Source organism: Streptomyces piniterrae, assembly GCF_005048155.1.
In the GTDB taxonomy this organism is placed as follows: domain Bacteria; phylum Actinomycetota; class Actinomycetes; order Streptomycetales; family Streptomycetaceae; genus Streptomyces; species Streptomyces piniterrae.
This window is the reverse complement of record NZ_SUMB01000002.1, coordinates 248,492-260,828: the sequence shown is the minus strand read 5'-3', so window position 1 is coordinate 260,828 and position 12,337 is coordinate 248,492. Positions and strand designations below refer to the sequence as shown.

The window sequence follows — 12,337 nt, the reverse complement described above, 5'->3', positions numbered from 1 at the left end:
CGTTAGGGGGTGGGTCTGACAATCCGCCCTGACCTGCGGAAAGTTGACTGTGGCGGGGGTCGCCGCCGCGCGGGCGGGGCAACGGCGGCAGGAACCGCGCCGCGTCAACCGCCGCGTTCGGGCCAACGATCTCGTCCGGCACCAACGACCTCTGCCGCCCCAACCGTTGAAGAGATCGAGACGGGAGGGCGAAGCTTGCGCGAGGTCGTCCACGAGTGAGGAGCCGTCCGTGACCGGTGCCTGGGCAGCCGAACTGCTCCTCGGTGGGATCGTCCTGGCGGCGTCCTCCGTCCAGCGGCTGGCCGGCATCGGGTTCGCGCTGGTGGCGGTGCCCGCACTGGTGCTGCTGCTGGGCCCGTCCGAGGGCGTCGCTCTGGCGAACTGCGGGGCCGGTCTCGTGAGCGCGGTGGGGCTCGCCGACGGCTGGCGGGACGTACGGCTGCGCGCGATGCTGCCGCTGGTCCTCGCGGCCGGCTGCTGTGTACCCGTCGGCACATGGGTGGCACGGCGTCTCCCCGAACCCCAGCTGCTGGCCGGGATGGGAGCGCTGATGACCACCGCCGTACTCGTGGTGATGCGCGGCGTGCGGGTGGCCTCCTTGCGCGGCACGAAGGGTGCGCTCGCCGCCGGTGCCGCGAGCGGATTCATGAATTCCGCGGCCGGTGTGGGCGGTCCGGCGATCTCCCTCTACGCCGTGAACGCGGGCTGGACGGTCCGGGAGTTCATACCGAACGCGCAGTTCTACGGCCTGTTGGTCAACGCCCTGTCCCTGGCGGCCAACGGAGCGCCGCGACTCTCGACCGCCGCCTGGCTGCTGGTCGCGGTTGCCGTCGCAGCCGGTTCGGTGACCGGCAAAGCTCTCGCGGCACGGATTCCGGAAGGCCCCGCCCGGCGGCTGGTGCTGCTGCTCGCGCTGGCCGGCGCGCTGGTCACGCTCGGCAAGGGGCTGTGGGGATGGTGAGCGGACGAGGCACGGCAGGCCAAGGCAGGGAATTGTCAGTGGCTGTTGATAGGAATATCGACCATGAGCATCCACGAACACGTGGAAGAACTGGACGGCCTGCCCGTCTACGACTTTCGCGAGGCCACGGCCGACACGACAACCCTCCCCGAGCCCGGCGCGGTCGCCTGGCGGCTGTCCGTCGATCCGTACGACGACGAGGAGACCTTCGCGGAGCGCTGGCAGCGCTTCACCGAGACCGTGGAGCTCTCCGGCGTGCGCGCGCTGGTCGTGGGTCCGTGGGGCGAGACGTACGAGAACACCTCGGCCGTGGTGGTGGAGGCGATCGTCGCCGCGAAGGACCGGCTCGGCGGCCTGCGCGCGATCTTCCTCGGCGACATGGTGATGGAGGAGTCTGAGATCTCCTGGATCCAGCAGTCCGATGTCACGCCGCTGCTCACAGCCTTCCCCGCGCTGCGGAGCCTCTCCGTCCGGGGCGGGGAAGGCCTGGTCTTCCCGCCCGTACGGCATGAGGCGCTGCGCGAGCTGCGGTTCGAATCGGGCGGGCTGCCGGCCGCCGCGGTCCGGGGGATATGCGAGAGCGACTTCCCGGCGCTGGAGTCGCTGACGCTGTGGCTGGGTGTTCCGGAGTACGGCGGGGACTACGAGGTCACGGATCTGGCCGCCGCGCTGGCCGGCAGTCGTTTCCCCGCGCTGCGCCACCTCGGCCTGCAGAACAGCGAGATCCAGGATGAGATCGCCGCTGCCGTTGCCGCCGCTCCGGTCGTGGCGGGCCTGGAGACGCTGGACCTGTCGATGGGCATCCTGACGGACGCCGGCGCGGAGGCGCTGCTCGGCGGCCAGCCGCTCACCCACCTCAAGTGGCTCGACCTGGACCACCACTTCCTCACCGATGCCATGGTGCGGCGGATCCGTGTGGCCCTGGAGCCCAGCGGGGTGGAGGTCGTGATCAATGAGCGGGGCGAAGAAGACGAGGACGACGGCACGGTGTGGCGGTATGCCGCGGTGACCGAGTAGGCGACAGGCAGGTGATGAGGAGGTGAGCACCGTCGGCCGCCCCGATGACGCCGGCACCGCCGTGCCCCGGTTCGCCGTGCCCGGATTCGCGGTGCCCCGATTCGCCGTGGTCGGCAATCCCGAGAACCGGCGGGTGACGCTGTTCGCCGATGCGGTGCGCGCCGCCGGACTGCCCGCGCCGCGTGTGCTGCCCTGGGCCGAAGTGCTCCTCTCGGGTGCGGAGTTCGCGGCCGACGAGATCGTACGGATCGACTCACCCGGGGAGAACGCCGAGGTCGAGCGGCTGCTGCGGGGCGTCGTCGATCCGACCAGGGTGGAGGGCACGGCCCGGTGGTACGCCCGGTTCACGGAGGCCGTGCGCGAGGTCGCCCGTGCCGCCTCGGCCGGTGGCGCCGGGCTCCTGGACGATCCGGGCGAACTGGCGGTGCTGTTCGACAAGCGGCGATGTCATGGCGTGCTGCGCGCCTCGGGGGTGCCGGTTCCCGAGTCGCCCACCTCCGGGCCGGCCGCGCCGACCGTCGGCGGGTGGGCGGAGACCAGGGAACTGCTCCGGGACGCGGGTCTGCGGCGGGCCTTCCTCAAGCCGGCCCATGGCTCCTCGGCGTCCGGCGTGCTGGCGCTGGAGACCGACGGCCGCAACCGGTTTCGGGCCACCACCTCCGTCGAACTACGCCCGGACGGCAGCCTGTTCAACTCGCTCCGGGTCCGCCGCTATACGGGCGAGCAGCAGATCGCGGCCATCGTCGACGCGCTGGCGCCGGACGGTCTGCACATCGAACGCTGGATTCCCAAAGCGGCGCAGACCGGCCGGGTCGCCGACCTGCGGGTGGTGGTCGTGGCCGGCCGCGCCACCCACGCCGTCGTACGTACCAGCCGCTCTCCGATGACCAACCTCCATCTCGGTGGCATGCGTGGCGACTTGGAGGCGGCGCGTGCGTCCGTCGAGGCGTCGGGGGCCCGCTGGGCCGATGCGCCGGCGGTCTGCGAGGCGGCAGCGGCGTGCTTCCCGCGCACTCTGTGCGTGGGCGTGGATCTGCTGCCCGTCGTGGGCTGGCGGCGATTCGTCGTGGGCGAGGTCAACGCCTTCGGCGATCTGCTGCCCCGGCTGACCGGCCTGCCGGGGAGTGGCGCCGAGGACCTGGACACATACGGCGCGCAGGTCGCCGCCGTGCTGAGCAAGAACGCGGACGTGAACGCGGGCAAGAGCGTGCACGCGAGCGAGAACAGAAAGATCGGAACGCACCGTGCACACCTCTGAAGCCGTCCCGCGCACCCCTGAAGCGGCGCCGTACGCCCTCGAACCGGCGGTCGCCGCCCCCGACATGAACGAGATCGTGGGCAGCCACGACCTCCTTCTGGTCACGCTCGACACCCTGCGCTACGACGTGGCCCAGGAGCTGGCGGCGGACGGCCGGATACCGCATCTCGCCCGCCATCTGCCCGGCGGCCGCTGGGAGCGCCGGCACGCCCCCGGAAGTTTCACCTACGCCTCCCACCAGGCGATATTCGCCGGGTTCCTGCCGACCCCGGCGGCTCCGGGACCGCATCCGCGGCTGTTCGCGGCGCGGTTCGCGGGCAGCGAGACCACCGCACCCGGCACCTGGGTCTTCGACACCCCCGACCTGGTCTCCGGCCTGGCCGCGGCCGGCTACCGGACGGTGTGCATCGGCGGGGTGGGCTTCTTCAACCAGCGGGCCGCGCTCGGTTCGGTGCTCCCCGGGCTGTTCCAGGAGAGCCACTGGGAGCCCGAGTTCGGTGTGGCCTCCACGACCTCGTTCGAGGCGCAGGTGGCCCGCGCCGAAGAGGTGGTCGCCGCGCTCCCGGCGGAGCAGCGGTTGTTCCTGTTCGTCAACGTCGCCGCACTGCACCAGCCGAACTGGTTCCATCTGCCCGGCGCCACCCGGGAGGCCGGCGACAGCCGCGCCACGCATGCCGCCGCGCTGGAGTACGTGGACCGCCACATCGGCCGGCTCCTCGCCGCCGCGAGCAGCCGCCGTCCGTGCTTCGCCATCGTGTGCTCCGACCATGGCACGACGTACGGAGACGACGGCTATACGGGCCACCGCCTGGGCCACGAGGCCGTATGGACCGTCCCGTACGCCCATTTCACGATCGGGGCCACCGGATGAGCCCGATGAACACCGCCCCGCAGATCACGGCCGATCCCGCCCAGGCTGCCGATCCCAGCAAGGCTCTCGATCCCACCAACGCAGCAGATCCCACCACCAGGACCGCGCCCGCCCCTCCCCCACCACCCACCGGCTCACCCCAAGAGAGCCCCATCTCCCCCTACGAGAACTACGTCTACGCCTACCCCCACAAAACGGCCTACCGCCCCCGCCCGGACCGCCCCACGCTGCGCGACCTCTGGGCGAGCGAGCCCCAGGACGCCCTCTCCCTCTACCTCCACATACCGTTCTGCGAGGTGCGCTGCGGCTTCTGCAATCTCTTCACCCGCATCGGCGCCCCCGGGGACATGGCCTCGGAGTATCTGGACGCCCTGGAACGCCAGTCGGCCGCGGTCCGGGACGCCCTGCACCCGGACGCCCGCTTCGCCGCGGCGGCTTTCGGCGGCGGCACCCCTACCTTCCTGAGCGCCGGTGAGCTGGCGCGGCTGTGCGATATCGCGGAGCTGCGGATGGGCGCCGATCTGCGTGCGGTGCCGCTCTCCGTGGAGACCTCCCCGTCGACTGCCACGGCGGACCGTCTGGGTGTCCTGGCCGAGCGCGGTGCGACCCGGATCAGCATCGGAGTGCAGAGCTTCATCGAGGCGGAGGCGCGGGCGGCGGTCCGCCCGCAGGACCCGCACGAGGTGGCGGCCGCGCTGGACCGTATCCGGGAGTCGGGCGTCCCGGTCCTCAACATCGATCTGATCTACGGCATCGACGGCCAGACGGAACGCAGCTGGCAGCGGTCCCTGGACACCGCGCTGACCTGGCGCCCCGAGGAGCTCTACCTCTACCCGCTGTACGTGCGCCCGCTGACGGGCCTGGGCCGCCGGGATCCCGGCGCGCCGGACCCCGAGTGGGACGCCCAGCGGCTGCGGCTCTACCGCCACGGCCGTGACCATCTGCTGGCGGCGGGCTATGAGCAGGTGTCCATGCGGATGTTCCGCCGCCGGGGCGCCGCCACGCCCGCCTCGGGCGGCGACGACCACGCCTGCCAGACCGACGGCATGATCGGCCTGGGCTGCGGCGCCCGGTCCTACACCTCCCGCCTGCACTACTCCTTCGACTACGCCGTGGGCATGACGGATATCCGCTCGATCATCGACCACTACATATCCCGGCCGGCCTCGGCGTTCGCGCACGCCGAGTTCGGCTGGGAGATGACCGAGGACGAGGCGCGGCGCCGGAATCTGTTGCAGTCGGTGCTCCAGGCGGAGGGGATGGCGACGGCGGACTACCGTGCCCGCTTCGGCAGTGCGCCCGCCGATGACTTCCCGGCGGAACTGGCCCGGTTCGCCGACCGTGGCTGGCTGGACACCGCCGCGGCTCCCGGGCGGCTGCGGCTGTCCGCGGAAGGACTGGCGTATTCCGACGCCCTGGGACCGATGCTGTTCTCCCCCGCCGTACGGGCCCGTATGGCCGCCTACGACCTCAAGTAAGGCGCCGCTTCATGGACTTGACGATTCTGTACCGCGCGGCCCGCTGGCGTCCTGCGACTACGACTGTCCGTACTGCCCGTTCGCCAAGCGGCGGGACAGCCGCGAGCAGCTGCGTGCCGACCGCGCGGCGCTGACCCGTTTCGCCGACTGGGCCGCGGCGCAAGGGGACGATCCCGAGAGCGGGCCGGGCGACCGGCTGTCGATCCTGTTCACGCCCTGGGGGGAGGGCCTGGTCCGCTCCTGGTACCGCCGCACCCTCGCCGAGCTGAGCCGGCTCCCGCACATCCGGCGGGTGGCGATCCAGACCAATCTCAGCTGCCGCACCGACTGGCTGGCCGAGGCGGATCTGGACACGCTGGCCCTGTGGTGCACGTACCACCCCGGGCAGACCCCGTACGACCGTTTTCTGGCGAAGACCCGCGAGCTGGCCGAGCGCGGCGCCCGGTTCAGCGTGGGGATCGTGGGCTTCCCCGAGCACCTCGCACATGCCCGCCGACTGCGTGCGGACCTCCCCGAGGGGGTCTACCTCTGGGTCAACGCCGCCGAGGGCCGCGACTACACGGATGCGGAGGCCGCCCTGTGGACGGAACTGGATCCGCTGTTCCCGTTCAGCCGCCATCCGCACAAGAGCGCCGGTCTCCCGTGCCGGACGGGTGAGTCGGTGATCTCCGTGGACGGCGACGGCACCGTGCGCCGCTGCCATTTCGTCCGCGCCGAGCTGGGCAATCTCTACGACGGCAGCTACCGCGCGGCGCTCCGCCCGCGCACCTGCCCGCTGGCCGTCTGCGACTGCCACATCGGCTACGTCCATCTGGAAACGCTGCCGCTGTACGACGTGTTCGCGGGCGGTGTACTGGAGCGGGTCCCGGCGGCGGAGCCTCGCGTTCACACGGCCACGGCTGCTGGAGTACAGGCGCCCGGCCCGCTGGTGCGGTGACCAGAATCGATCATCGGGCGGGCGGTCAGCGGGGCAGAGGGTGATGATGTGGGGATGACCGCCAGCTCGCGCGCCCGTTCGTTCGACACGGCCGCTGACCAGTACGCGGCCGGCCGACCTTCGTATCCGCCCGCGCTCTTCGATTTCATCGCGCAGTTCATGAGCCGTCCCCTGGCCGGTGCCCGCGTCGCCGATATCGGCGCGGGCACCGGAATCGCCACCGCTCTGCTGCGTGAGCGCGGGGCTGACGTGATCGGAGTTGAGCCGGGCGGCGCCATGGCCGCCCAGTTTCGTACTCTGCTCCCGGATGTGCCGATCCTCAGAGGTGACGGCAACGCTCTTCCCCTCGCGGATACCTCCCATGACCTCATCACCTACGCACAGTCCTGGCAGTGGACCGATACCGCCCGATCGGTCCCAGAGGTGCTGCGGGTGCTGCTTCCGGGCGGTGCCCTCGCGATCTGGTGGAACACCACAGCCTTTGACGTGCCCTGGATCCGGGGGCAACATGAGCGAATCGCGCGCCGCTGCGGAGTGAAGTCGTCTCCTCGGGCGCTTCCCGACGACAGCGACGCCATCCGGCTGGCGGGCCTGTCAGGGCTCCGGGTCGCCCGCCGCCAGGTTCGGTGGAGCCGTATGGTCACCCTCGACACTCACCTCGCCAATATCAGCAGCCACTCGTCGTTCCTTGTCCTTCCCGAGGACGACAAGCGGGCTTTTCTCTCCGAGGAGCGCGGGCAGCTGCGCGAAATGTTCCCCGACGAGACGCTGGAGGAGACCTACGTGGTCGATCTGTTGATGGCCACTCGTCCGTGACCTGCCCGGTGTCCTAACGTCGGAGACCGACAAACGCCCCGGTCATACCCCTAGGGGATGTTCGAACAGATCCCCTAGGGGATGCGAGGCCCCCTTGCAGTTCCACAACGCCGGGGCGGTGGGCGGTATTCCCGGGCACAGCCTGTTTTCCCCGGGCACAGCCTGATTCCCCAAGCACAGCCTTATTCCCCAGGCACAGCCTTCCCCGGGCCTGGCGGTCCCCCGCCTCACAGTCGACCGGCGAACGAGGGACGAGCGACGGGCAGGCAATCAACAACTCGCCGCCCCGGCGCCCTTCCGGCGCGCTCAGTCCTTTCGGCCCACCCCGCCATAGAAGATGATGTTGTTCAGCTCTTCCGGGCCGGGCACATCGCCGTCCGGTCGCCACAGCGGCACTCGGACGACGCCCGGGTCCAGCAGGGTGAACGGGCCGAACAGGTCGTGGATCTCGGTCTTCGAGCGGAGGTTGAGGGTGGCGGTGGCGCTCTTGTAGACGTTCACCACGCCTTCGCGTGCCCGTACGTCCGTCCGGCCCGCCTCGTACGCCTCGTAGGGCTCATCGGTGGCATGCGACAGGACCAGGTGGCTGCCGGCGGGGAGCGCGTCGGCGAGGGTGGCGACGAGGGCCGCCGGGTCCTCGTCGCTCCGGACGAAGTGCAGAACGGCCACCAGCAGCAGTGCCACCGGCTGGTCGAAGTCGATCAGTTCGCGGACGGCCGGGTGGTCCAGGACCGCCTTGGGGTCGCGGACGTCACCGAGCACAAAGCTGGTGCGCTCGGTGTTGGTCAGCCGGGCCCCGGCGTGGGTGGCGACGATCGGGTCGTTGTCGATGTAGACGACGCGGGTGTCGGGAGCGATCTCGCGTGCCACCTCGTGGGTGTTGGGCGAGGTCGGGATGCCGGTGCCGATGTCGATGATCTGGCGGATGCCGCCGCGGACGAGTTCGCGTACGGCCCGTTGCAGGAAGGCGCGGTTGGCGCGGGCGCTGAGCCGGACCTGGGGGTGGACTTCGATGACGCGCTCGGCGGCCACCCGGTCGACCTCGTAGTTGTCCCAGCCGCCGAGGTAGTAGTCGTACATCCGGGCGGGATGCGGCCGGCTGGTGTCGATCTCCTCGGCAGAGAAGCCGGAGTGCTCCGGTGCCTGGGAATAGTGCGGGAACTGCGGAACGTCCGGGGTCTGGTCCCCCTGGGGTATGTCCTGCGTGCTCATGCCGTCCTCCGCTCGGTGTGCCGGCACGGCGCCGCGGAGACCAGGAAGTCGGCGACCCCCGCCTTCGCGCCCTCGATGAAACTCACCATCTCGTGGTGGGTGTAGATCAGCGCCGGGCCGTCCGGGTCGGTGGACTGGCGGAGCGCCACTCTGCCGTCCCCCAGCCGCATGGCCTCGACACACTCACCGCCGTTTCCGCCGCTCCACGGTTTGTGCCAGCCCTCGTTGCCCAGTTCTTTGGCGGGCATGCCGTTGTAGATACGTATGCGATCCATGGGGGGTTCAGATCTCCTTGCGAAAGCCACCCAGAATGGCCTCGGTGGTGTGTGCCGGCGCGGCCTGTGCACACATCCGGTCCAGGGCCTCCAGGAACTGAGAGACGTCGTTGCGCTGGTCGAAGTACACGGCGCCGACGAGGCTCTCCGCGTACGCGATGTCCGGGAGTTCCGGAATCGGAAAACGGAAGATGTGGAACGGCCCGTACATGGCCGGGTGCGGGCCCGCGGCGAAGGGCATGACCTGGAGCCGGACGTTCGGCAGCGCGGTGGCCTCCATCATCCGGGTGATCTGATCACGCATCACCTTGGGGCCGCCGATCTGGCGCCGTAGGACGGTTTCGTCCATGACGACCCAGAGCATCGGGGCGTTCTCGCGGGTCAGCAGGGACTGCCGCTCCAGGCGCAGCGCCACGATGCGGTCGATGTCTTCGGCCGGGGCGTGCGGCATGCCGGCCCGCAGGACGGCGGCGGCGTAGTCCTCGGTCTGCAGCAGACCGGGGACGTAGTGCGGCTGGTAGGCCCGGATGAGGTTGGCTTCGCTCTCCAGGCTGACGAAAGCACTGAACCACTCGGGCAGGACGTCCCGGAAGTTGTGCCACCAGCCGGGCTTGTTGGCCTCGCGCGCGAGGGAGAGGAAACCGTCGATCTCGGACTGGTCGGTGACGCCGTAGGTCGCCAGCAGTTTCTCGACGTAGGGGATCTTGAGGCCGACCTCGGCCTTCTCCATGCGCCGTATCGTGGCATGGGTCACATCGAGGGCCTTGGCGGCCCGTTCGAACGACAGTCCCGCCTTCTCGCGCAGGTCCTGCAGGCGCTTGCCCAGCACCACCCGCAGGACGGTCGGCGCCGCCCCTGCCGACCGTGGATCCGCCACGTCCGATCCCCTCCAACTAGCTCATGTGATCAGCAGTGTGTCATGCCGTCAGCTACACGAACAGACTGCATATCTAATTCTGCAAATTACAGAGTGATCCTTGCCATCGGCGACCAACATCGCACATAGTTACGGAGTGGCTTCCTCCAACAACGCTCCTCTGTTAGGGCGCTGTAGCGGCTTTGTCGCCGAGCACCCGCAGGACGCGTTCCATTTGCCGGCGCGACGCACGTCCGTTCCCGAGGCGCGCAGACGCGTCAGCGCGCTGCTGCGCGCATGGGGCGCGGATCAACAAGTCCGCGACGACGTGGAGTTGGTGGTGACCGAGCTGTTCACCAACGCGGTACGGCACACCGGCAGCGAGAAGGTCGGCTGTGAGCTCGCCCTCGTCGGCGCGCACATACGTATAGAGGTCACGGACCAGGGCGGCGGGGGCGCATCGGCCCCGCAGGTCCAGCCCGGCAGCGTGGACAAGGAGTGCGGACGGGGACTGTTCCTCGTCGGCGCACTGTCCGAAAGCTGGGGGTCGAGGCCCGACGGCAGCGGCCTGGGCCGGACCGTCTGGGCGGATCTGCCCTACACCGCCGCAACGCACTGAGGCCCCGCTCCGCCATCGGCGGACGTCGGGGCCTCATGTCGTCGTGCGTACCTACCCGAGTGCGGGCCTACAGCGGCAGCAGATCGGGGCGCTTGGGCTCGACATGGTCGCCGGAGGACTCGCCACGCAGGCGGCGGCCGATCCACGGTACGAGGTGCTCGCGCGCCCAGTGGATGTTGTCCCGCCGGGCCTCGGCGGCCGATCGCTCCGCCTCCGGGGGCCACGGCTGGTCCGGGTCGGCCGGCACCGGCAGACCGAGCACCTGGGCCGCGCGCAGCGCCACCCGGGTGTGCCCGTCGGCGGACAGATGCAGCCGGTCGTCGCTCCACGCCCGGCGGTCCTGCACCGACTTGAGCGACCACAGGTCGAGGACCGGGCAGTCGTGCCGGTCCGCGATGGCCCGGACATGCGCCGTATAGGTCGCGATCTTGCCCCGCAGATGCTTGAGGACGGGGACGCCGCGGGTGTCGAAGCCGGTGCAGAGCAGCACCGTACCGACCGACGTGCGCAGGTCGGCGACGGCCCGCTCGTAGCGGTCGGCCACCGCGTCCGGGTCCGAGCCCGGTCGCAGGATGTCGTTTCCGCCGGCACAGAATGTGACCAGCGCGGGGGCCAGCTCTTTCGCCCGGGGCACTTGCTCCTCGACGATCTGGTCGAGGAGCCGTCCCCTGACGGCCAGATTCGCGTAGCGGAAGTCGCCCTCCGCCCGCCCGTCCGACAGGAGGACCGCCAGCCGGTCCGCCCAACCGATGTACGCCCCGTCACGGCCGGGATCCCCGACCCCCTCGGTGAAGCTGTCCCCGACGGCTGCGTACGACCCGATGGCGCCATGGGCGCCGCTCTTGATGTTCTTCGAATCGTCTGCCACCAGGACATACTTCACCGTGAGAAGTGACTTACGCCACCGTAACCAGGGGTTGACGGCAGGTGATTAATGCCACCCGGTCAAATTCTCGCCAAGTTGGAATAATGATCGGTTCAGGACGGCTCCCCGACCGTTCATCGATCACTCCGCCAGGGACCACGAATGGCGACACCTCGCACATCGACGCTATTACGGCTTGATTGCCCCTTGAACGAATGTCGTATCGTCAGAGGTGGCCCGCTTTTGTCGACGAGCAGCGTCGGCGGCCGACCCCGAGGAGCGCCCGTGACGCAGACGCCGCAGATCCCGTCGACCGAGTCGGTGCTCACGGAGGTGCGCAATTTCCGCGATGTGGGCGGGCTGCCGACGGCGGACGGGCGGCGGCTGAAACACGGGCGCCTGTTCCGTAGCGGCCACCTAGCGCATGCGACGGAGGCGGACGCCGCATTTCTCGCCGGTCTCGGGCTGCACACCATCTTTGATTTCCGCAACGCCTCGGACATCGGGCTGGAAGGCCCCGATGTCACGCTTCCCGGCGTACGGAATGTCAACATCCCGCTCACCGATCCGGCCGACGGCGCCGAATTCTGGGCGATGGTGCGTGACGGCGAACTGGACCAGCTGCGTACCGCGCTCGGCGACGGCCAGGGGTCGGCCCGCATGACCCGCACCTACCGCAACATCATCACGACGCGTACCGAAGACCACAGCCGGGTGCTGCATGCGCTCGCCGAGGACAGCGTCCCCGCGCTGATGCACTGCGCGGCCGGCAAGGACCGTGCGGGACTGTCCGTCGCCGTGACGCTGCTGGCGGTCGGTGTCGAGCGGGACGCCATCGAAGCCGACTACCTCAAGTCCAACGACCCCAGCCGCCGTTACAAGATCCGTCGCTCCGACAACTCCGCGGCCGGTATGTCCCAGGAGGTCATGGAGCTGCTGTCGCCGCTGTTCGGGGCGCACACGGAATACCTCGACGCGGCGTTCGACGCGATCGACGAGACCTGGGGATCGACGGAGAACTACCTCACCGAAGGGCTGCGGCTGACGCCCGCGACCCGCGAGCGGCTGCGCACCCAGCTGCTGACGGACTGAACGGCCGCCGACCGGCCGACCGGCGCGTTCCGCGAACCATCCGAGACGGACGGCCCGGTGGCAGTCCCACCGGGCCGTTG

General features: G+C 70.0%; 12 protein-coding genes and 1 pseudogene. 9 read left to right on the top strand and 4 right to left on the bottom strand.

The annotated features are described in order from the left end of the window. Window positions 1-229 precede the first annotated feature (229 nt). The 7 genes and pseudogenes from FCH28_RS05540 (at window position 230) to FCH28_RS05510 (ending at window position 7,338) form a co-directional block, all read left to right on the top strand. Window positions 230-961, top strand: coding sequence for a sulfite exporter TauE/SafE family protein (locus tag FCH28_RS05540; protein WP_136738569.1), 732 nt, complete (start codon window positions 230-232; stop codon window positions 959-961). Window positions 962-1,024: 63 nt separating this feature from the next. Further along, window positions 1,025-1,978 carry an STM4015 family protein gene (locus FCH28_RS05535; RefSeq protein ID WP_136738568.1) on the top strand — a complete coding sequence of 318 codons (954 nt, stop codon included), beginning with the start codon at window positions 1,025-1,027 and terminating at the stop codon, window positions 1,976-1,978. 76 nt (window positions 1,979-2,054) lie between these two features. Beyond that, the gene (locus FCH28_RS05530; protein ID WP_136739119.1) at window positions 2,055-3,236 is read left to right on the top strand and encodes an STM4014 family protein; all 1,182 of its coding nucleotides are present in this window, start codon (window positions 2,055-2,057) and stop codon (window positions 3,234-3,236) included. Window positions 3,237-3,300: 64 nt separating this feature from the next. After that, on the top strand, window positions 3,301-4,107 hold the full coding sequence (locus tag FCH28_RS05525; protein ID WP_136739118.1) for an STM4013/SEN3800 family hydrolase: 807 nt from the start codon (window positions 3,301-3,303) through the stop codon (window positions 4,105-4,107). 5 nt (window positions 4,108-4,112) lie between these two features. Beyond that, the gene (locus FCH28_RS05520; RefSeq protein WP_136739117.1) at window positions 4,113-5,585 is read left to right on the top strand and encodes an STM4012 family radical SAM protein; all 1,473 of its coding nucleotides are present in this window, start codon (window positions 4,113-4,115) and stop codon (window positions 5,583-5,585) included. 11 nt (window positions 5,586-5,596) lie between these two features. Continuing rightward, a pseudogene (locus FCH28_RS05515) lies at window positions 5,597-6,522 on the top strand (STM4011 family radical SAM protein). 54 nt (window positions 6,523-6,576) lie between these two features. Then, window positions 6,577-7,338 carry a class I SAM-dependent methyltransferase gene (locus FCH28_RS05510; RefSeq protein WP_136738567.1) on the top strand — a complete coding sequence of 254 codons (762 nt, stop codon included), beginning with the start codon at window positions 6,577-6,579 and terminating at the stop codon, window positions 7,336-7,338. Between the two features lie 306 nt (window positions 7,339-7,644). Here the strand turns inward: FCH28_RS05510 and FCH28_RS05505 are convergent, their stop codons facing one another. The 3 genes from FCH28_RS05505 to FCH28_RS05495 are packed head-to-tail and all read right to left on the bottom strand — an operon-like array spanning window position 7,645 to window position 9,702. Then, the gene (locus FCH28_RS05505; RefSeq protein WP_281289678.1) at window positions 7,645-8,550 is read right to left on the bottom strand and encodes an SAM-dependent methyltransferase; all 906 of its coding nucleotides are present in this window, start codon (window positions 8,548-8,550) and stop codon (window positions 7,645-7,647) included. Then, on the bottom strand, window positions 8,547-8,825 hold the full coding sequence (locus tag FCH28_RS05500; protein ID WP_136738566.1) for a DUF397 domain-containing protein: 279 nt from the start codon (window positions 8,823-8,825) through the stop codon (window positions 8,547-8,549). Before FCH28_RS05500 ends, FCH28_RS05505 begins: the two co-directional genes overlap by 4 nt. Before the next feature lie 7 nt (window positions 8,826-8,832). Continuing rightward, on the bottom strand, window positions 8,833-9,702 hold the full coding sequence (locus FCH28_RS05495) for a helix-turn-helix domain-containing protein (protein ID WP_136738565.1): 870 nt from the start codon (window positions 9,700-9,702) through the stop codon (window positions 8,833-8,835). Window positions 9,703-9,838: 136 nt separating this feature from the next. Between FCH28_RS05495 and FCH28_RS05490 the strand changes: the two genes are divergently transcribed. Beyond that, complete coding sequence (locus FCH28_RS05490; RefSeq protein WP_246102433.1) at window positions 9,839-10,300, top strand: ATP-binding protein; 462 nt, start codon at window positions 9,839-9,841, stop codon at window positions 10,298-10,300. A gap of 67 nt (window positions 10,301-10,367) precedes the next feature. Here FCH28_RS05490 and FCH28_RS05485 read toward each other — a convergent pair whose 3' ends face one another. Continuing rightward, on the bottom strand, window positions 10,368-11,168 hold the full coding sequence (locus FCH28_RS05485) for an SGNH/GDSL hydrolase family protein (RefSeq protein ID WP_136738564.1): 801 nt from the start codon (window positions 11,166-11,168) through the stop codon (window positions 10,368-10,370). A gap of 282 nt (window positions 11,169-11,450) precedes the next feature. Here FCH28_RS05485 and FCH28_RS05480 point away from each other — a divergent pair, with 282 nt between their 5' ends. Next, window positions 11,451-12,257, top strand: a complete 807-nt coding sequence (locus FCH28_RS05480) for a tyrosine-protein phosphatase (protein ID WP_246102431.1) — start codon at window positions 11,451-11,453, stop codon at window positions 12,255-12,257. Window positions 12,258-12,337: the final 80 nt, after the last annotated feature.